Source organism: Endozoicomonas sp. ALE010, assembly GCF_049310165.1.
In the GTDB taxonomy this organism is placed as follows: domain Bacteria; phylum Pseudomonadota; class Gammaproteobacteria; order Pseudomonadales; family Endozoicomonadaceae; genus Endozoicomonas.
Genome location: NZ_JBLYNV010000033.1, coordinates 1 through 21,700, shown reverse-complemented (window position 1 = coordinate 21,700; position 21,700 = coordinate 1). Strand labels below are relative to the sequence as shown.

Here is a 21,700-nt window from a genome sequence, read left to right as displayed (position 1 = left end):
TCAAAAACGCCATGTCAGGCGAGCCTCATACAGATGGAAGGCCAGCGTGTCGTCCACCAGCGGTGAGGAGTACTGACTGCTGCTTGTTGATTTAATCTTGCCCCCATGCAAATAGCGATAGCCAGCCTCCAGGCCCCACGATTCATGGACAGGAACAGCAATCGATACGCCCAGGCTCCATGCCAACTGACTTTCTTTATGATCAGAAATATTCAGGGAAGACATACTGCCCTCGGCAGGCGTTATCGAAAATCCTTGAAACTTATTCCAGCCCATGCCAAGACCAAGGCCCAGCTGTATAAAGGTCATTTTGTGGTCTGTTACAGGCAGCTGAATACCGGCTTCAGCCATTAGCTGCCGACTGCGGGTTTTGTAGCGATAATTGAGATCAGTGTTTTCCAGATCACCCGTGGGACCCCTGACGCCTTTGTGTTCGAGCTCGCCCATCTGGTTAAAACTAACGGCTAAACGAACTTGATAGTCCTGCCAGGGAATTTCATAGCCTCCGGATAGCAGCCAAAAAAAACCATGCTGGTCGCTTTGCCAGTTTTTAAATCGGTCTTGCAGATCAAACCCGGCATGTTTTAACGTTCGATCATCTTCAAGGCTTCTGCTTAATGCAGTCCCCCCTCCCAATTGGGCAAACCACACACCATTATCCCAGGGATGCTCACTGGCAAAGGATGTTCCACGGAAGAGAAAAGGCAAAATACCAATGGCAAACACCTTCATGCCTGCTCTTGCAAAATATGCAAAATAGCTGTTTTTGCCGCTTATCATAGGTGGTACCAGATCTGTTGTGTGAAGGAGTAGAGTTGGAGAAGATCTAAGATATATGTACGTTCAAAGTCGTACATAACCGGGACGATATTGGGTAAGTGTAGTTTACATCTGAAGCGGTTTTAGTTTTTTGGACACTCAAACACGGTTATGAATTTTGGATACGAATTCAGGGTTAATTAAAGACTGTTGCTTAGGGTTTTCAGGCCTTACGGGTCAGCCCAAGGTTTTTGAACAATACCCGGTTTTCCTCACTGGCAAATATCTCGCTGATAGTGCGGGTCAGTTTGCGGCTCCAGTTACGGTACTCGCTGCTGGTGCCGGGAATATTGACCGGTGTATCCAGTTCAAGCACATCTTCCAGCTGGATAACAATGATTTTGGATGCGGTTTTGCCCAGGTAGTAGTGGATCTTTTCCATCAGTTCCCGGCTATAGCCCATAGAATTTAAATCACTGGGGTCTACGCCATAAGGCGCTTCGCCAATATCCGCAAGTGTGTTGAGCAGAGCCAGTTTGTCTTCATGCCGTGCAACTTTTTCCTGCTCTGTTCTGGCCCAATCGTAGATACCCAGCTCCTGTCGTAAATCAAGATCATTACAGTTCCACCAGGCCCTGAGCGTGGGAATATCGTGATTGGAAATACAGGTCAGGGCTTGGGGTTTGTACTTTGCTGGTGCCAGAAAATGATCTTCGACCCTGGAAAAGAGCACCACTTCATTGGAGTAGCAGTGGGCTGCTGGCAGCGCTGCTTCTACTTCCGGCGGTACGGTTCCCAGGTCTTCACCAAAAATCAGGCACTGCTGTCGCTGGCTTTCCAGTTTAATGATGCCTAACAGATCATTCAGTGGATAATTAACGTAGACACCATAGTCTGCGGTTTTATCCGGTGGACACCACCAGAGCCGGAGTATCCCCATCACATGATCAATACGCAGTGCAGCGCAGTGCTGCATATTGGCATAAACCATATCGATAAATGGTGCATACGCCTGCTCCCGCAGCCTGTTTGGGTTGAAGGGTGGGAGTCCCCAGTTCTGCCCCTGTGGCGCAACGGTATCGGGAGGGGCACCGACGCTGGCATTGAGAACATAGTCATCACGGTGGGCCCAGACATCGGCACCGCCCCGGTCGACGCCTACGGCAAGGTCCCGGTAAATACCGACACGCATGCCGGACTCAACGGCGGCCTGTTGGGCTTCAGCCAGTTGTTGCTCGGCCAGCCACTGCAGGTACATATAAAATCGGATTCGCTCTTTTGACCGGGCAACAAAATCCTTCACATTCGGGCTGTCCGGGTCCTGATAGTCTGCAGGCCAGCAGTTCCAGCCCCAGCTATTGATATCTCTGGATCTGAAGTGCTCAAAGAGGGCTTCATAGGTGGCCTGAAGCTCCAGGTCCTGACCTTTTTCTTCACAGTAATGGCTGAAGTCGGCTGACTTGCAGGATTGATTGGTGCTTTCTTGTTGACCGGAAGCTTGTTGACCAGAAACTTGTTGACCAGAAGCGTGTTTTTCAAAATAGCTGAAAGCCATTTCCAGTACTGAAAATTTCAGTGAAGCCACCCGGTCATACTCCACATGTGAGCTGTCCCTGGCTTTCTGTAACTGACGCAGAAAGTCGTCACTGTTCACATGTTGCTGTATTTCCGCCGAATCCTGATACTCCTGCAACGCCGTAACATCGATATACAGTGGATTAATAAAATTTCGGCTGGACGGGCTGTAAGGACTGCAATGCAGCGGGTTGGACGGGTAGAGCGAATGAATTGGATTCAGGCCGACAATATCAGCCCCTTGTGGTCCGAGTTTGTTCACCAGCTGCTTCAGGTCACTGAAATCCCCCATTCCCCAGTTGTTTTCTGAGCGGAGCGTATAGAGCTGGACACTGACTCCCCAGATTTTCTCAGTTGGCCCGGGCTGTTCAAAGCTGAGAATATCAGGCTCGTAGCAGGTCTGTGGCGCGACGATCAGACGACAGCTGTCGTGATGATCAGCTTCTTGATGAGCAGAAAGAGTAACGGACAGCTGATGGTAGCCTGCCGGCAGGTCTTCCGGCAGCGGGCAGAGCAGGCGTATTCGCTCCTGCTGGTCCACCGAGAGCCTGTCTTCTTCCGGAAGTTCTGACAGGTTGATGGCCAGTGGTATTGAACGGTTGTCTTCCAGAATGATTTCACCACGCAGCGATTCATTCCGATGGGCTTCGTCAACCTGAACGGGAACCGTGAAAAGCGCTCCGCAGTGAACCACGTGAACCACAGGAATCAATGATGACCATTGCTTTCTGAGAATGCCGTCGATGGAGGCCTGGACTTCCAGCTCGTTACCCGCAGCAACCCCCATGGCTTTTAGCGCATTGAGTTTATAGTCCGTCTCAATGGTGACTGGATTGCCAGCAGCATCAATATAATGGGCGGGAATACCACAAAGCCCGGCCAGGGCATCAATCTGTTTTATGTCGTGCATGGATGGACTCACTTGGCAAGTTTATTGATCAATTTCCGGTGCCCGGGTTCGGCGAAAGGCCGTGCCGTTGGCATCGAACAGATAACAATGCTCAGGTGACAGCTCGACACGTATTTTACTGCCTTCTTCCCGGCGAAGGGAGTCTTCTACCCGCACAATAAAATGCTCTCGAATGGTATCGTGGCTCATATAGATAAATGATTCAGCACCCAGGCGCTCCAGTGCTTCAATCCGTCCATCAACGGCATTGCCATTGTCGGTCTCCGCCAGGGTATGTTCCGGTCGAATTCCTAACACCACGCGGGAGCCCGGATCAGCTTTGCTGGTATCGACACAGGCTTTCAGGGTTTCGCCAGTGGTCAGACGAACATGCGTCTCCTGTTCTCCGCTTTTTTCAATGACGCCGTCAAAGAAGTTCATTTTGGGGGAGCCAATAAAGCCGGCAACAAACAGGTTGGCCGGGTGGTGATATAGTTCCAGCGGTTTGCCCACCTGCTCAAGGTTGCTGGCCGCGTCCTGTGCCAGGGGACTCAATACCACAATCTGATCCGCCAGAGTCATGGCTTCCACCTGATCATGGGTGACGTAGATGGAGGTGGTTTTCAGTCGGCGATGTAATCTGGCAATCTCCTGTCTCATCTGCACACGCAGGGCCACATCAAGGTTTGACAGGGGCTCATCAAACAGAAAGACCCTGGGCTGTTGCACAATGGAACGGCCAATAGCAACCCGCTGTCGTTGACCTCCGGACATGGCTTTGGGTTTACGCTCCAGCAGCGCCTGCAGTTGCAGGATGCGGGCGGCTTCACCCACCCGTTCATCAACCACGCTTTTTTGCGCCCTGGCCAGCTTCAGGCCAAAGGCCATGTTTTCTGCCACCGACATATGGGGATAGAGGGCATAAGACTGGAAGACCATACCCACACGACGCTCATTGGGTGGCCAGTCATTCACCTTCTCGCCATCAATGCTCAGCTCACCGCTGGTGATATCTTCCAGCCCACAGATCATCCTCAGCAGCGTTGACTTGCCACAACCGGATGGGCCGATGAACGCGATAAATTCACCATTACCGATGTTCAGGTTGATGTCTTTCAGAGTCCAGGTTTGTCCCTGGTCATAACTTTTCGCAATGTTGACGAGTTTAACTTCTGCCATAGGACACCTTTAAAAGATCGCTGCCCGCCGCCCGCAACAGCCGAACCACTTTTACAGGCAGCGGGAAGCGGGCGGCGTTTTTTTAACCTTTGACGCCACCCGATGTCAGTCCTCCGACAATCCAGCGCTGGCAGGCCAGGAAAATAATACTGATGGGTAAACCGGAGAGCACGGCGGCGGCGGCAAAGTCGCCCCATAAATAGTTCTGAGGGTTCAGATACTGTCTGGAGCCCACCGCAAGGGTGAGATTATCCATACTTTGCAGCAGCACCGATGCCACCGGGTATTCGGCAATACTGGCGATAAATGCCAGGATAAAAACAACCGCCAGAATGGGGACGGACAGCGGCAGCAGCACAAAACGGAATGCCTGCCAGGGCGTTGCCCCATCAATAGCCGCTGCTTCTTCCAGGGAGTTATCGATGGTTTCAAAGTACCCTTTGATCAGCCAGATATGCAGTGCCATACCGCCCAGGTAGGCGAGTGTGACGGAACCCAGGCTATCCAGACCGAGCCAGGGGATGTAGTCGCCAATCTGGTCAAACAGCGAGTAGATGGCCACGAGGGCAAGAACGGCCGGGAACATTTGCAGGATCATCATGGCCGTCAGCATCTGTTGTTTAAACCGGAACCGCAGCCGGGCAAAGGCATAGGCACCGGTGGTCGCCAGAATCAGGATCAGGGCAGAGCTGATGATGGCCACCTTGATGGAGTTCCACAACCAGGCCAGCACCGGAAACGGTGGCTGAGTAATAGAGCCATCGGCATTCTCCCAGGGGATACCCAGTGCCAGATACCAGTGTTCAAGGCTGGGGTTTTCAGGGATCAGGGAGCCCGTGGCAAAGTTTCCGGTGCGCAGGGAAACGGAGATAATCATGAAAAAAGGGAACAGAATCACCAGCAGGAACAGCCACATGACAATACGGGCTGTCCAGACCCGGTATTTCAGATTTCTTGGTTGCACCATTGCCATGATAACGGCTCCTGTATGACTTTTTTCATCTCGTTTCGACGCTTTGCGTGGGAACGATAAAACTTGTCTGCCATGTGGTTAAACATTCACTGCAATTGTCGTGTTGCTTTCAGGTTTACCCAGGCAATAAAGCCCACCATCAGAAAAATCGCTGTGGCAATCGCAGAGGCCAGACCGTAATCCTGGCCATAGGAGCCAAAGGCAATACGGAAGGTGTAACTCACCAGGATATCCGTAGCTCCGGCCGGGGTGGTGGCGTGCAGCATATCCGGAGCGCCATCGGTTAACAGGGCGATCAGCACCAGGTTGTTGAAGTTAAAGGCAAAGCTGGCAATCAGCAGTGGAATCAGCGGCTTGATAATCATCGGAATGGTAATGTGGAAAAGGTTCTGGGCCGGTGAAGCGCCATCAATGGCCGACGCTTCATAGAGATCATCCGGAATACTTTTCAGCAGCCCGATACAGAGGATCATCATGTAGGGGTAGCCCAGCCAGGTGTTGACAATAATGACCATGGTTTTGGCCAACAGTTCATTACTGAACCATTCTGGTTTAGTTCCGAAGAGCATATCCAGCAGCAGGTTGATTTCACCAAAGTTCTGGTTAAACAGCCCTCTGAAAATCAGGATGGAGATAAAGGCCGGTACCGCGTAGGGCAGGATCAACAGCAACCGGTAAACACCATTCCCTTTCAACGGCTCCCATTGCACCAGACAGGCCATTAACAGGCCGATAATCAGTGTGAAAGCAACCGACAGCGCGGCAAAAATCACCGTCCAGGTAAAGATCTTCAGGAAAGGTCCCTGAATACCCGGGTCAGTAAAGACCCGGACAAAGTTATCCCAACCGGTATAGATGGTGAAACCGGGACCCATCTGCTCGGTACCGGCTTCGTTGGTGTAATACCCCGTAGCCATATCCGGATAGATGATCTCTCCCGTGCGGTTATCGACCAGGGCAAGGCTTTGTTCCGGGTATTGCCGGTCAGTGTGGTCATCGGGACGATAAATCCTGGCGATAGCTCCGAACTTTCTCAGACTGGTCATGGCCAGTTCAGTGCCATCAGGCAGAACAATATCCAGCTTCTGAAGCGTTGAACGTTTTTTGATGACTTCCCGGATTGGGAGGGCCGCTCCGGTTGGCACATGCAGGGACTCAAAGGCTTTCAGCTCCTGAGGCTGACCACTGTCGGTAAATGGCCCGGTCAGATAGTGCGCCTCACCGCCTGCAGCACTGGTCAGCATCAGCCGGAAGCTGGGACCTTCCTGATACATCTTGAAAGAAAACGATTCACCGCCCGTACGGTAGGTTTTTGCCAGGTGTATAGCCCTGACCCGCTCAAGAGACAGCAGGTGGTTGGAACTGTAATTGGTAAAGGCGACATTGACCGTGTAAATCAGCGGAAAGACGATAAAGGTAACGACCCCTAGCAGGCTGGGGTAAACATAGCGGTAGTTGTACCCTTTTCTGCTGACAAAAACCCATGAGCCTGCCGTCGCAAGCACCAGCACGAGCATGGCAAAAGCCAGCTCTCCCTGGGCATACATCAAGGTTACACCGTATAAAAGTATCAGATCGATGACGGCAACAATGGCGATCACCAGATAGGCACCGCTACTGCTGGTCGCTCTTGCTGTGCTCATGACGTGCTGGCCTCTTTTTACCGACAGAAAACAGTTAGCCGATGATGCGTTTGGCCGCATCGTTCAGGGCTTCACGGTAGTTTTGTCGGCCACTGGTAATATTGCGCAGAGCGGTCTCCATGGCAGACCAGAATTTACCCATTTCCGGAACATTGGGCATGATCAGACCCCGTTCAACATTCTGATACGTTGCCGCAATACGAGGGTCTTTCATCAGTTTTTTCATCAACGCCTTATTGGCGACGGCACCAAGAGGGACGTCATTGTTCATCACGGTCAACCCCTGTTCGGTGAGCAGGTAATTCTCCAGAAACTCTTTGGCTATGGACTTGTTGGGGCTGGCATTATTCAGTGCGGGGCCCCATACGCCAACGAATGCCCTGGCCGGTTTGCCATGAAGTTTGGGCAGCGGTGCAACACCATAACTGATTTTACTCTTATCCAGATTCGCCCAGGCCCAGGGGCCGGTAATCATCATGGCTACTTTCTGCTGGTTGAAATTGGCTTCCATCACGCCGTAGTCAACGCCACGAGGCATCACGCCCTTATCGATCAGGTCCACCAGCATTTTGGCTCCTTCCATGGCACCCGGATCGTTGACGCCGGTTTTCTTGACGTTATAGCCTTTGGCCGTTTTCTGAAAAACATAACCACCATCTGCTGCCAGCAGTGGCATGGTGAAATAGGGCTGATCCTGATCCCACATAATGGTGATGATGCCTTTTTCATTTTTCCTGTTGGGGATTGCCTGCTGTTTCAGCTTCTTTGCCAGGGGAAACATTTCTTCAAAGGTGGCCGGGGGGGCTGGCAGGATCGCTTTGTTGTAAATAAGGCTGATGGCTTCCAGAGAAATCGGGTAACCATAAATTTTGCCATTGCTGGTCATGGCTTCCCAGCCAATGCTGTTCACTCTTTTTTTGAACTCTGATGATGGGCTGACAGGTGCCAGCAAACCGCTTCTTGCCCATTCACCGTAGCGATCATGGGCCCAGAAAATAATGTCTGGTCCGCTGCCGGAGGCTGCAGCCTGTTGAAAGCGGTCGGTAATATTTTCCGGTATTTCGACTTTAACGGTTATCTCCATGTCTTTGGTAAACTGGGCACCGACCTTGCGGATACCTTCATAGGCTTTATCGCCACCAACCCATATCAACAGCTCGTCAGAGTTGAAGGCCGATGCGCTACCGGCAAAGATCAGTGACAGTGCTGTCAGGATAGCTGGGCAAGTTTTTTTAATCAGCGAAGGGATCATTTCTGATTTCTCCGGGTAAACCAGACTGCTTGAAAGCGGCTGGTTATTCGGGTAAGGAAAGTCGTTAACAGGTTAAAAGAACCATGGTTGATTACTAAAAAACCAGTCAGGTCTTAGCCAGATGAATGAGTCGAATACCGACTAATAATAATCGCTGTGTTTGAGTATGCCAGTAAGAATATCCAATACATTAATCAAGGTGATGTTTTGGTTATTAACAGTTTGTTTTTAATACTGATTCTCCGCTGTGTGGTTTTATTTAAGTGTCAGTTGTTGTTTAATTTATATGAATTAATTATTTATCGTCGTTTATATTGTTTAAATTGATATAACCCTAAAAAAAAACGACAAAAGTATACCTAATCAGGGTCAGGCAACTATAACTTACTCATGGTTTTCCATTATTGGTCATGGCGCAAGGATTAACTTTGCCTCCGTGTACCGGTTCGTAGTTTTTAGTGACTTTTCTCAAGCTGTTTTCTGTGACGACTCCTCTCAATTGATCAATCTGAAAAGCTTGAGCTGCCACAAGAGAGTGTTTGATATGGATAGAATCAATGTAGATCTGAGTTCAGTTCGTAATATGGATACGGTTCAGATTGAACAGGGAATTCGTCGTCATCTTGAGCAGTCTCTCGGGGTTGAACCCGAGGAAGCGACCCCCGGGGATTACTGGGAAGCATTAAGCCTGCTGGCCAGGGAGATCAATCTGGATCGTACAAGGAGTACCCGAAGGGATGAAAAAGACCAGGGTGCCCGAAGGGTTTACTACCTGTCACTTGAGTTTATGGTAGGGCGCCTGCTGGGCAACAACCTCCATAATCTGGGGATCTACCATCAGGCTGAGCAAGCCATGGCCAGTTTTGGCGTGAGCCTTGCGGATGTTCTGGAATACGAAACGGATCCGGCACTGGGTAATGGCGGGCTTGGACGACTGGCTGCCTGTTTTCTCGACTCACTGACCACTCTGAACGTTCCCGCTTTTGGTTATGGCATTAATTACCGCTTCGGTCTGTTCAAGCAGGGCTTTGTCAAGTGTAAACAGGTGGAAAGTCCGGATGCCTGGCGGGAAGACAATTTTCCCTGGGGCATTGAAAAACCGAAAAGAAAACAGGTTATCCGATTATACGGCAAGGTCAGGGAAGTTGATGGCAAAAAGCTGTGGGAGGATACCCAGGAAGTGCTCGGTGTTCCCTGGGACTTGCCAATAACCGGCTATAACACTGAGCGTGTTAACACCCTGCGCCTCTGGGAGGGTCGGGCGACAGAAGGGTTCGACCTGGACAGCTTTGATGCCGGTCGTTATCAGGATTCCAGGTTCCGGGAAATTCTCGCAGAAAATATCAGTCAGGTGCTCTATCCAAACGACAGTCATCCGGAAGGCAAAGAGCTGCGCTTTATTCAGCAGTATTTCTTTGTTGCCTGCTCGCTGGCGGATCTTATTGCCCGTTACAAGCGTGAGCATAAAGGCTGGGAAGAATTTACCAGTAAAGTCGTTATTCAGTTAAATGATACGCACCCGGCAATTGCTGTGCCTGAGCTGATGCGAATCCTTATGGATGAAGAAGATTTTGTGTTTACCAGGGCTTTGGAAGTATGCCGCAGCGTTTTCTGCTACACCAACCATACACTGCTGCCTGAAGCCCTGGAAACCTGGCCTCAGGGGTTGGTTGCAAGGGTTTTACCCAGACACATGCAATTGATCTACAAACTGAACTACCACTTCCTGAATAAGGAGGTAGAAGCACAGTGGCCCGGTGACCATCAGATGAAACGTCGTCTGTCGATTATTGAAGAGCCGACAAACCCTGCAGAACCACAAATGGTACGTATGGCATACCTGTCGGTGATCGGCAGTCATAAAGTCAATGGGGTGGCTGCTCTGCACTCAATGCTGGTGAAGGCAAACCTCTTCCCGGAATTTGACCAGCTCTGGCCTGAGAAAATTGTTAATGTCACCAATGGCGTCACCCCCAGACGCTGGCTTGCCAATTGTAACCCTGAACTTGCTGAGCTGATTGATCAAACACTCAGCGGCGACTGGCGCAGCGATCTTGCCCAATTAAGCGAGTTAAAGACCCGGGCTGATGATCCACAGTTTCAGGAAACATTTGCCCGGATCAAACTGGACAATAAGAAACACCTGGCTGGTGTTATTGATGAGCTGTGCGGTGTCAAAGTCAATCCTGAGGCGATCTTTGATGTGCAGATCAAGCGTCTGCATGAATACAAACGGCAGCAACTGAATCTTTTGCATATCATCGCGATTTACCGTCGTCTGCTCGAGGACCCAGACCTGGATGTACCACAACGGGTGTTTATTTTTGCAGCCAAGGCAGCACCGGGTTATCTGGTGGCGAAAAACATTATCTACGCCATTAACCGTGTGGCTGAGCGGGTCAATAATGACCGCCGCATTCGGGACAAGCTGAAAGTGGTGTTCCTGCCTAATTACCGGGTCAGTCTGGCTGAGAAAATCATTCCTGCGGCCAATGTTTCCGAGCAGATATCCACCGCCGGTTTTGAGGCTTCAGGTACCGGGAATATGAAATTTGCCCTGAATGGTGCGTTAACCATAGGAACCCTGGATGGCGCCAATGTGGAAATTGCTGAAGAGGTGGGCGAGGACAATATCTTTATTTTCGGCAAGACGGTGGATGATGTCAGTGATCTGCGTCAGCGGGGTTATAACCCCCGGGATGTCTATCAGCACAATGAAGAACTGAAAGCGGTTATTGACTGGCTGGCCTCGGGAGACCTCAGCCCTGACGAGCCGGATGCCTTTCGTCCACTGGTGGAATCTCTGCTGGATTCGGACTACTTCCTGACCCTGGCTGACTACCAGTCATACAGTGACGCCCATGACCGGATCGTTCAAGCCTGGAAGACCCCATCCCACTGGTGGCGCATGGCGATCATTAATACCGCCTCCATGGGCAAGTTTTCATCGGATCGATCCATTGTCGACTACTGTAAAACTATCTGGAATATTGAAGTCTAGGATTATGGCCGATGCTCTTGAAGGTATCCGGCTGGATTCTGACAGCCGGGATACTGTGCTTGATGACCTTCTGAATACCTGCTGTGCCAGCCCCTTTGATTTGCTCGGTTGGCATCCCGCCAGAACCGGTCAAGGGCTGGTAGTCAGAGTATGGCGGCCAGATGCCATCAGTGTGGAGGTTATTGATGAGGTTACCGGAAAGAGCCTGGGGCCCGCGACTGATATTGCACCGGGGCTGTTTGAGCGGCAATTTCCGGATATCTCGAAGCCTCAGGCATATCATCTGCTGGTCACCAATGCCCAGCATCATCAGTTCAGGGCTAACGACCCTTATCAATTCTCCAGCCTTTGTCGTACAGAGCCGGTCATCCGCCACAACTGGCTGTACCATACACTGGGTGCGCACCTCCATTCGGTGACGCTGTCAGGCCATAGCTGGCAAGGCGTCCTATTTCGGGTTTATGCGCCCCATGCCCGCAGTGTCAGTGTGATTGGTTCATTTAACCACTGGGATGGTCGGCTGCACCAGATGGCTGGCAGTAACAGTGGTATATGGCAGTTGTTTATTCCTGAAGTAACAGCGGGGGATCTGTATAAATTTGAGCTGAAAGACCCGAATGGTCAGCTGCTGCCCCATAAGGCGGACCCCTTTGCCTGTTATGCGGAGCAGCCACCGGGGAATGCATCCATTGTTTATGATTCCCGCAAATATCAATGGCAGAATACGGTGTGGCATCAGTGCCAGGGGTTAGATCGACCGGTCTGTATTTATGAGGTGCACCTGGGTTCCTGGAAAAAAGGCAAGCGTGGTCAGCTACTGAATTACACTGAACTGGCTGAACAACTGGTGCCTTATGTGCAAGGAATGGGGTTTACCCATGTTGAATTTCTCCCGCTTCACGAGCACCCTTTTAATGGTTCCTGGGGTTATCAGCCGGTGGGTTTATTTGCGCCAAGCAGCCGTTACGGAGATCCGGATGGGTTGAAAGCCTTAATAGACCGGTTTCATGACGCCGGTATCGGGGTCATTCTTGACTGGGTTCCGGCACACTTTCCCTCTGACAGTCATGGCCTGGCCCACTTTGATGGCACCCATCTTTATGAATATGAAGATCCCCAGAGGGGATGGCATCCGGACTGGCAGACACATATTTATAACTACGGACGCCCGGAGGTCAGACACTTTCTGATCAGCAATGCGTTGTTCTGGTTTGAACAGTTTCATGTGGATGGTCTGCGGGTGGATGCGGTCGCTTCCATGCTCTATCTCGACTATTCAAGGGGGGAGGGAGAGTGGCAGCCCAATGTTTTGGGGGGCAATGAGCACCTTGAGGCCGTCCAGTTTATCAGGGAGCTGAATGAAGCCGTATATCAGCACTATCCTGATGCCATGATGATTGCTGAAGAGTCTACCAGCTGGCCCGGCGTCTCGATGCCTACTTACGACAACGGACTAGGGTTTGGTTACAAGTGGAATATGGGGTGGATGCATGACAGCCTGAATTACCTGGCCCGCTACCCGGAGCATCGTCGTTATCACCATGATCAGATCCTGTTCAGTATGGTGTACAACGACAGTGAACACTTTATTTTACCGCTTTCCCATGATGAGGTGGTCCATGGCAAAGGCACACTGCTCAGCCGAATGCCGGGAGATGAGTGGCAGCAGTTTGCCAACCTTCGCGCTTTGTATGGTTATATGTTTGGGCATCCCGGTAAAAAATTGTTGTTTATGGGCGCGGAGCTGGGTTCCCACCGTGAATGGAATCACGATGGTCAGCTGGACTGGTTGTTACCGGAGGAAAAAGAATTTTCCCGTGGCCTGACGACTATGGTCAGGCATTTGAATGCCACTTACCAGGCCTCACCTGCTTTATGGCAGTCCGATTATGACCCAACGGGTTTTCAGTGGTTAATTACTGATGATGTGCTTCAGTCAGTCATCGCCTTCAGTCGGCATACCGTCAAAGACCCACCGGTGGTGGTCATTTGTAATTTTACCCCGGTGGTCAGGCCCCATTACCGGCTGGGAGTCCCCGGAGCCGGTGTCTGGAAAGAGGTGTTTAATTCCGACAGTCGTGAGTTTGCCGGCAGTGGTGTGTTGAATGAACTGCCCCTGGTGGCAGAGCCTGTGCCAATGCATCATCAGCTGCATTCATTAGTGATGACGTTACCGCCATTAGCGACGGTTTTCTTACACCTGACCGAATAATCCACTTCTCTGGATTTGAGCAGACTGCTCATTAAGGATGCGCGAATATGAGTCATTTTTTCACGCCGGATGATTATGCCATTGCGGTGGCTGAGTCCCCCGTTGGCAAATACGTTTACACCCCTTATGTAAAAAGTCTGTTTGTGACACACCCGGTAAATTCTGTGCTGGACTTGCGCTGCAGCGAAGGTTTCTTTTCCCGCCTTGCCCAGGCGGCCGGGGCTGAGTATGTGGTGGGGGTGGATCAGTGCCCGGCCATGCTGGATCGGGCTATACAGTTGAATGAGTCTGCTGAACCGGGTATTGAGTACAAGCAGGCGGATCCAACGACATTGCGACTGGAGCGTTCATTTTCTGCGGTGCTGGCCTTCTGGCTGACCTGTCGCCTGGGCAGCCTGAACCATCTGAAAGAGCTGGCCGAAACCCTCTGGCATCATACGTCACCGGGCGGCTATAGTTATCTGCTGGCGCTGGATTCTGAGCGTCATGCCCGGGTGCAGGGTAATCCTCAGACACCGGATGACTGCTATGGAAAAAAAGTGGACGCTGTGGCAAACCTGCAGGACGGTGATCCGTTTGAGCTGGCCATTCACGTCGGGGATACTGAGGTTCATTTTACCGATTACTGCTGGTCTACCGATACCATTGTTCAGTGCTTACAAGAGGCTGGTTTGACCAACGTGAATGTGCTTTATCCAGCCGTATCGGAAGAAGGGCTTAAGGCCAGGGGGAGCGATTACTGGGCAGCGTATCAGGCCGATCCGTTTATTGTGGCAATTGAGGCGTTCAGGACGTGAGGGAAAGGTTTTCGGTATTAGTCCATATACTCAAGAAAATCGCCTGCTACTATAGTTAGTCGTCTGCGTACGTTTGATTTCAGGAAGTGCCGAGTTGTCTGCTATTGCCGTTCTTCCCAGAATGCTGGGAACCCTGTTTTATTACTCTCCAACCTCCGAAGAAGCCGGTAGCGTTATTGCCGAACTGGCTGAGCTGCCTGCTCTGCTGGACTGGCAGAATCCTTCTGTTATTGAAGAAGCTGCTGCACAGCTGTGTTCTGTGGATATAGCGGAATTGACTTATCAATTTTCCCTGTTGTTTGAGGGGCAGGGCTCTATGCCAGCGCCGCCCTGGGGATCGGTTTATCTGGATCGGGAAAATTTGCTGCTGGGTGAAACGGCGCAGGCCTATCGCCAGTTTCTGCGGGCAAACCAGGTGGAACTGGATACCGACTTGAATGAGCCGGAAGATCAGTTTGGCCTGATGATTCTAGCCATGGCTTACTTTATGGAAACGGAGAATGACGATGCAGTGGTGGAATTGCTTGGCACCCATCTGTTGCCATGGTCTGGCCGTTATCTGGAATTGCTGGCAGAGGCGGATGAGAGTGGCTTTTACCGTGCGCTGGCAGTGGTGGCTGATGAATTCCTGAAGGAAGTCTCTGCAGCCTATGATGTGACGGCGGCAACCCATCAGCTATATCGATAAGATTTTTTCACTGCAATACAAGAAGGTTGTCGTGCAAGCACTGGAACCACAAAGGTCACAAAGACTTAGTGCTCTTCGTGCCCTTCGTGGTTCAAAAAGGCTAATTCAAAGCCTGTTGTTTCATCACCTGCAGCAGTGCCTGAACCGGGTGTGGAATCTTGCCATCACCATAACGTTTCACCTGGCTGCGACAGGAATAACCGGTAGCTACCAGCCTGCCACTGTGTTCAGGGTTCTGCACAACCTCCTTCCAGCTCATATCGTAGAGCTTTCTTGAGGTATCCTGATTACGGGTCTCATGGCCGTAGATGCCCGCCATCCCACAACAGCCGGTGGCTTTATAGGTGAGTTTCAGGCCCAGGTCACTGAATAACTGTTGCCATTGAGCAGGAGCTGCGGGGACATTGGAGATTTCTGTGCAGTGGCCCAGTAGCACAAAGTCTTCTGCCTCAGCGGAGGCAAGGCTTAATTGCAACTGACGTATTGTTTCTGACTGTTTGGCGAACCATTCGGACAGGAGCAGTACTTCCGGGGACCTGTCGCCCATCACTTCCCGGTACTCATCCCGATAGGTCAGGGTAACCGCCGCATCAATGCCCACCAGGCTGATGCCACTGTCGGCCAGTGCTTTCAGCTCCTCACCATTGGTTCTGGCGATTTTTTCAAACCGACCCAGGAAGCCATAGACATGGAGCACTTTTCCATTGGGGCGGTAGGGGGCAATCAATGGGCGGTAGCCAAGACGAATCAGCAGCTCAACCAGGTCGGTCAGCAGCGGTGTTTCAAAGAAGCTGGTAAAGGCATCCTGAATAATAATGACGGTTTTATCCCGTTCACTATCGGGGATGGCATCCAGTAACGTGCGGTTGGCAATGGCCGCACCAGCACGACAGCAGTCGTTAACCGGCGATGAACTGGTAATCGCCGGAATATCCTGCAGACTAATGGTTTTGCTGGCAAGGGTATTGGCCACTGACCAGCCCATAACCAGATTGTAAGCCGGTTTGATCCTGGCGAGTACCGGCAGCATTGGCTCCAGTAAACCGGCCACATGGTGTTTGACCGGTCTCGGGTAGCGGCCGTGGTAAAGTTCGAAGTAACGGGAACGCAGATCGGGAACATTGACCTGAATCGGGCACTGTCCGGCACAGGATTTACAGCTCATGCAGTTATCCAGAGCGCCATACACCTGATGACTGAAGTCCTCTTCACCCCGCCATTTGTTCACCAGGTTTATCAGTTTCTGACCACCGTTGTAGAGTGGGCCCGCCTGACGGATCTTATGGCTTTCGCCAGCTATGTCGGCACCAGCGGCGGTTTGTAACCGCAGCCACTCCCGCACCAGGCCCGAGCGGCCTTTTGGGGATTGCGTCCGGTCATAGGTGGCTTTCCAGGTGGGGCACATGGCGCTGTTGGGGTTGTAATTAAAGCAGGCACCGTTGCCGTTGCAGTAAAGACTGCTGGTAAACGCGGCAAAGGCATTGCGCTCAATTTCCCGGTCCTGCTGGCCACGGGTGGGCACTTCATCAATCTTCAGCAGCTGAACCGGTTCGGTGGCGGGGGTGGCAATCTTGCCGGGGTTTAACTGGTTGTAGGGATCAAATACGCCTTTAATTTCCTGCAGCACCGGGTAGAGCTCGGCAAAGAAGTCCGGTGCGTATTCCGAACGGATCCCTTTACCGTGCTCACCCCAGAGCACACCACCATAACTTTTGGCCAGGGCGGCCACGTCATCACTGATTAACCGGACCAGTTTCTCCTGTTCCGGGTCTTTCATATCGATGGCCGGACGGACATGGAGAACACCGGCATCCACATGCCCGAACATGCCATAGGAAAGGTGGTGACTGTCCAGTAGTGCCCGAAATGCCTGAATAAAGTCAGCGAGATTTTCCGGAGGAACCGCCACATCTTCCACAAAGGGTATAGGTCGTGCGTCGCCTTTCATATTGCCCAGCAGCCCGACAGCCTGCTTGCGCATGTGCCAGATTTTTTTAACATTGCCGGTGCCGTTCACTACGCTGTGACCGGCTCGCCAGATACTGACCGGTTGTTCCAGTACGGCTTTCAGACGATCGATACCCTGCTGAATCTCCGCTTCATCGTCGCCGGTAAACTCGACAAAGTTGATGCCGTCAATATCATCACTCTGCCTGGGAAAGAAGTCTTTGACGCTTTCCCAGACACTGTCAGCCTTTGCCAGCCCAAGCACACGGGAGTCGATGGTTTCAATGGAATCTGGCACGGCGGACATCAGTGTCTGGGCATCCTGCAGCGAGTCCTGGAAACTTTTGTAGAAAACCAGCACCAGGGCAGAGTGTTTGGGAATAGGCAGCAGGTTAACTTTGATTTCACTGATGATGGCCAGGGTTCCCTCGGAACCGCAGAGAATGGCATTCAGATCATGCTGGTTATCTTTATTGACAATATTGGCCAGATCATAGCCGGTCAGGTTTCGATTCAGGTGCGGGAATACGTCAGACACCTGTTGTTGATGTTCTCGGTGGGTCTTTTTCAGGGTGTTATAAATCTCGCCAATGCGATCCTCTCGTTGACACAGTTGCTCAAGTTGATCGTTATCGACTGGTGAGGAGTTCCATACCGTGCCATCGGCAAGCACTGAGGTCAGTTCAAGTACATGGTGTCGGGTTTTGCCATACACTACGGAACCCTGACCGCTGGCATCGGTATTCACCATGCCGCCCACAGTTGCCCGGTTGCTGGTGGAGAGTTCCGGGGCAAAGAACAGGCCTTCTTTCGCCGCCAGCTCGTTCAGGTAGTCCTTGACCACGCCGGATTGAACCCTGGCCCAGCGCTCTTCGGTGTTGATCTCCAGCACTCGGTGCATATAACGACTGGTGTCCACCATAAAACCAGACGTCAGCGACTGACCATTAGTGCCGGTACCACCACCACGGGGAGACACGACGATCTGATGGAACGATGGCTTATTGGCCAGGGTCAGAATCTTGCTGATGTCTGCCGTTGAGCGAGGGTAGAGCACTCCCTCTGGCAGTACCTGGTAGATTGAATTGTCTGTTGCCAGAACGGTCCGGTCGGCATAGCCCAGCTCAATATCTCCGCTGAAGCCAGCAGAGGCCAGCTCACGGGCAAAGTGGCTATATAAGGTGTTTGTTGTTTTCTGATCCAGCCTACTGATCACAGCTTTACTCCCCATCAATCCCGTGGGGTATTGTACGTAAAGCAGGGAAAGTAGGGAACAAAAGGTGGTGGGTTTGGGGGTTGCTCTGGTAAGTTGTTGTCTGAGACCGCTTCCCGCTGCCCACAAAAGCACAAGCACATGCGGTCTGTCTTTTTCGGGCAGCGCTTATTTAAGTATGACTGTTCCTACGCCAACGCCTCCTGAAGAACCCTCAGGTCAGGCTCTGCAAATGGCAACGCCAACGCTTTCTGCTGGGCCTGCTCAGACATTTTTTTCCAGGTTTTCTGCACAATGGCGATCACCTTGTCCCTGGGGTGTTTGGCGGCAAAGGCCGAAAAGTCGCGGGTTAAAAAGACCAGGCAGGCACAGTCTTCCAGCGTCTGGGTGTCGGCATTTCGCTTGATGCCCTGCTTGCGGATAATCGCGGACGCTTGTGCACAGCTTGCTTCTGAATAACCGTTTCTGGCCATGATTTTACCGGCTTTTCGGGCATGCAGCTTGCCCAGTTCGGTGCGCCACTTCAGGTAGCCGGTGCGTCCTTCAGGGTATTCTGACCGGGGGATTTCCCAGCGGCAGAGGTGCTGACTGCGAACGGCGATCTGTAACTCCTCAGAAGCATCCGGAGCCAGTTGTTGCAACCAGTGGGTCATTTGCCGGGCGTAGTTTAATTCTGCCGGGGTATCATCAATGACGCTTGGGTCCATCTGGTGAAGCTGGTCAATGGCGGCCAATGTTTCTGCAAGCCTGGTCATAAACTGCGATCTCATTTTAAAATAGTTATGCCGCACTTTTTACTTGATTTGCCAGTGGATTTCGACTGGTATTTGTGATTCTACTCAACTGGATAGTCGGGTTAAAAAGGATGAGTAAAGAAAAGCCCCCAAGGGTTGCCATGGTGGTTGGTGCGACCGGTGCCACCGGGCAGGTGTTGATGCAATACCTGCTGGAGCGAAGCCACTACTCCGAGGTCGTTGTTCTGCACTACCGAACGACACAATGGGCGGGTCACGCCAAAGTCAGGGAGGTGGTGCTGAGCCTGGATCAGTTACAGGATCTGGATTTAACCGTTGACGTCTTGTTCTGTTGTCTTGGTACCACCATAAAGAAAGCTGGCTCAAGGTCAGCCTTTGCCAAAGTTGATCGTGACTATGTTCTGGCACTTGGTCAGTGGGCAGTGGACCATGGACAGCCGTCGTTTCATCTGATCAGTGCTTATGGGGCAGATAAGGGGTCGCAGGCCTTTTATATGAAGGTGAAAGGTGAGGCGGAGAGTGGGCTGAAAGCACTGGGGCTTCGCTCTCTGGCTATTTACCAGCCGTCATTGCTGCATGGCAATCGTGATGAGTTTCGGCTGATGGAGTCTGTTGGATTTTATCTGCTGTCGCTGTTAGGCAGCCTGCCGGTTTCCGGTTTGAAAGCACTTCGTCCCACCCGGATTACAGCACTGGCAACCTTGATGTACCAGCAGTCATTACTGGATGTGTCCGGTTTGCAGGTGTTCCGCCCTTCCGATATTGCTGTCTGTGAATAAGTAGTTAACCAAATGAAATCATATATTTCTGACTAAGTTGTCAATCACTCTGCGGCGTTGCAACTCCGGTCACATAGCTACTGCTATGCTCCCTACGTTGCGCCTTATACCAATTCCGCCTTCTAAATATGAGATCGAGCAAGTCATTTTGGACAGCTGGGCAAGGCGGAATGACGAGTAATAGCAGGGCTATTGCGAGGAATTCCAACGAAGATCCAGCTGTTCAAAATGGCTGCGCAGTTCATATTTAGAAGGTGGAATTGGTATTACATAGTAACTGCCCACTTAGCCAGAAATATACGATTCCATTTGGCCAACTACTTAATAGCGAGGCTGCATTGCACACACCGGTGGTATTACCTGAAGACTATTACCTGACCAATTTTCAGCGGCTGCTTGGTTTTGTTGAGCAGCTGTATGCTGATTTATTGAGTTGCCGCGAAACCGCTTTTCTCAACACCTTCCGACGGCTGGAGGAGGATGCACAGAAACTCTATGTGCGGCTGGTGGGGCGCAAAGGCCCGATGTTTCGGCGGGATAAACTCAGCTATCCGGAAATTGCCGCCATTGAATTGGCGGTTAATGAATTGGTCGGTGCGGGTCTTATGCAGGTTAACCCGCCGCTGGATCTGGTTGCGGTGTGCGAGCTTATGACCAAAAGTGAGTTACTGTGCTGTTTTCCTGACCAGCTTGGCCCTTACCGAAGCGAACGTAAGCAATCTTTGGTAAACCGGTTGGTGGATAGCGGTAACCCATGCCCTGATCTGCCATTTACCATTCTTCAACCGCTGTACCGGGAAGAGCTGAGAACCTTATTGTTCCTGTTCTTTGGTAACCTCAGTCAGGATTTGACGGAGTTTGTACTTCAGGACCTGGGTTTGAATCGCTTTGAAAGCTATCCGCTAAACTCGCGGTTATTTGACCGCCGGGAGGAGCTGGAGCAGGGGTTGAGTCTGTCACTGCTCTGGCAGGCAGTTGCCCGGGACAACAAGAAACTTGACCTTGAAGAGTTGCAGGCCCTGGTCGCTAAATTACCACCGTCGTCTGATTTCAGCCATCCGACCCTTAAGCGGCGGTATGCCCGGCTGGTGAATGCCATTGCCCGTGATCTGGAAAGGCAAGGTGCTTTGCGGGCGGCAGTCGCCAGTTTTCAGCAGTCGTATTTGCCTCCGTCCCGGGAACGGCGGACTCGCATTTTGGCCAGGCTGAATGACACTGCGGGCGCTTTGGCACTGTGTGAAGAGATACAGGCTTCACCAGCCAGCAGCCTGGAGCTGGCTTTTGCCCATCGGTTTGCCAAAACCCTGAAGGGCGAGAAGCGCAGGCGGCAAACCGCACCGTTTAACGAACGGACTCTTGAGCTGAATGACAATGGTCAGCGGGTTGAATTTCAGGTGCAGGCGCATTTCAAAGATCAGGGTTGGCAGGTGTTTTATGTGGAAAATGCCCTGATCAATGGGCTTGCTGGCCTGTGGTTCTGGGATATTATCTTTGCCGACCGGGAGGGGGTGTTTTTCCACCCGTTTCAGAGTGGACCAGCAGACCTGATGACTCCGGATTTTTATCAAAGCTGTAAGGATTCGATTCATCAAAGGCTGGCAGAAATGTCTGAAAGCCATCTTCTGGATACTCTGCTGGCAACCTATAGCGCGAAGCAGGGCATCAGCAATCGTCTGGTTATCTGGCCTGCACTCAGTCCGGAGCTGATTACCCTGGCCGTATCGTTGATACCGATGGCACAACTGCGTGCCATGTTTCAACGACTGATGTTTGATATTGCCCACAACCGAACCGGGTTTCCGGACCTGATCCTGTTTGATCCGGAAAATAACCGGTATCAGTGGCTGGAGGTTAAGGGGCCGGGAGACAGGCTGCAGGAAAATCAGAAATTGTGGTTAGCCTTTTTTCAGGAAAACGGAATTCCAGCGGAGGTGGTGTATGTTGGGTGGGTATAAGTAGTTAACCAAATGAAATCATATATTTCTGACTAAGTTGTCAGTCACTCCCGGCAACTGCTCCTGCGTTGCTCTATCTCCTG

At 51.6% G+C, this 21,700-nt stretch carries 14 protein-coding genes; 6 read left to right on the top strand and 8 right to left on the bottom strand.

Annotated features, from left to right (window positions below; genetic code table 11):
• The 6 genes from ACO6UY_RS14355 to malE form a co-directional block, all read right to left on the bottom strand.
• Entirely contained in the window at positions 1-780 is a 780-nt protein-coding gene (locus ACO6UY_RS14355; RefSeq protein ID WP_422490360.1) for an outer membrane protein, read from the bottom strand.
• 202 nt (positions 781-982) lie between these two features.
• Complete coding sequence (gene malQ, locus ACO6UY_RS14350; RefSeq protein WP_422490359.1) at positions 983-3,256, bottom strand: 4-alpha-glucanotransferase; 2,274 nt, start codon at positions 3,254-3,256, stop codon at positions 983-985.
• A 9-nt stretch (positions 3,257-3,265) separates the two neighbouring features.
• Positions 3,266-4,402: an ABC transporter ATP-binding protein gene (locus ACO6UY_RS14345; protein WP_422466816.1), complete on the bottom strand. Its 1,137-nt coding sequence runs from the start codon at positions 4,400-4,402 to the stop codon at positions 3,266-3,268.
• 82 nt (positions 4,403-4,484) lie between these two features.
• Positions 4,485-5,375, bottom strand: a complete 891-nt coding sequence (gene malG / locus ACO6UY_RS14340) for a maltose ABC transporter permease MalG (protein WP_422446530.1) — start codon at positions 5,373-5,375, stop codon at positions 4,485-4,487.
• A gap of 86 nt (positions 5,376-5,461) precedes the next feature.
• A complete protein-coding gene (malF, locus tag ACO6UY_RS14335) occupies positions 5,462-7,018 on the bottom strand; it encodes a maltose ABC transporter permease MalF (protein ID WP_422490357.1) in 1,557 nt (518 codons plus the stop codon).
• A gap of 34 nt (positions 7,019-7,052) precedes the next feature.
• Positions 7,053-8,270: a maltose/maltodextrin ABC transporter substrate-binding protein MalE gene (gene malE, locus ACO6UY_RS14330; RefSeq protein WP_422446526.1), complete on the bottom strand. Its 1,218-nt coding sequence runs from the start codon at positions 8,268-8,270 to the stop codon at positions 7,053-7,055.
• Between the two features lie 544 nt (positions 8,271-8,814).
• Here malE and ACO6UY_RS14325 point away from each other — a divergent pair.
• From ACO6UY_RS14325 to dmsD, 4 genes are all read left to right on the top strand, one after another.
• Entirely contained in the window at positions 8,815-11,271 is a 2,457-nt protein-coding gene (locus tag ACO6UY_RS14325) for a glycogen/starch/alpha-glucan phosphorylase (RefSeq protein WP_422446524.1), read from the top strand.
• Positions 11,272-11,275: 4 nt separating this feature from the next.
• Positions 11,276-13,483, top strand: a complete 2,208-nt coding sequence (glgB, locus tag ACO6UY_RS14320) for a 1,4-alpha-glucan branching protein GlgB (RefSeq protein WP_422466820.1) — start codon at positions 11,276-11,278, stop codon at positions 13,481-13,483.
• A 47-nt stretch (positions 13,484-13,530) separates the two neighbouring features.
• On the top strand, positions 13,531-14,280 hold the full coding sequence (locus tag ACO6UY_RS14315) for a class I SAM-dependent methyltransferase (protein WP_422446520.1): 750 nt from the start codon (positions 13,531-13,533) through the stop codon (positions 14,278-14,280).
• Positions 14,281-14,374: 94 nt separating this feature from the next.
• Positions 14,375-14,968, top strand: a complete 594-nt coding sequence (gene dmsD, locus ACO6UY_RS14310) for a Tat proofreading chaperone DmsD (protein WP_269676953.1) — start codon at positions 14,375-14,377, stop codon at positions 14,966-14,968.
• Positions 14,969-15,068: 100 nt separating this feature from the next.
• Here dmsD and ydiJ read toward each other — a convergent pair whose 3' ends face one another.
• Positions 15,069-18,131 (bottom strand): D-2-hydroxyglutarate dehydrogenase YdiJ, encoded by a 3,063-nt coding sequence (gene ydiJ, locus ACO6UY_RS14305; protein WP_422490355.1) that lies wholly within the window; start codon positions 18,129-18,131, stop codon positions 15,069-15,071.
• Positions 18,132-18,316: 185 nt separating this feature from the next.
• Positions 18,317-18,883 carry a DUF4202 domain-containing protein gene (locus tag ACO6UY_RS14300; protein ID WP_422490354.1) on the bottom strand — a complete coding sequence of 189 codons (567 nt, stop codon included), beginning with the start codon at positions 18,881-18,883 and terminating at the stop codon, positions 18,317-18,319.
• 110 nt (positions 18,884-18,993) lie between these two features.
• On the opposite strand from ACO6UY_RS14300, the gene ACO6UY_RS14295 reads away from it, so the two are divergent.
• Positions 18,994-19,662, top strand: a complete 669-nt coding sequence (locus ACO6UY_RS14295) for a hypothetical protein (RefSeq protein ID WP_422459491.1) — start codon at positions 18,994-18,996, stop codon at positions 19,660-19,662.
• A gap of 260 nt (positions 19,663-19,922) precedes the next feature.
• Positions 19,923-21,617 carry a VRR-NUC domain-containing protein gene (locus ACO6UY_RS14290; protein WP_422490353.1) on the top strand — a complete coding sequence of 565 codons (1,695 nt, stop codon included), beginning with the start codon at positions 19,923-19,925 and terminating at the stop codon, positions 21,615-21,617.
• Positions 21,618-21,700 lie beyond the last annotated feature (83 nt).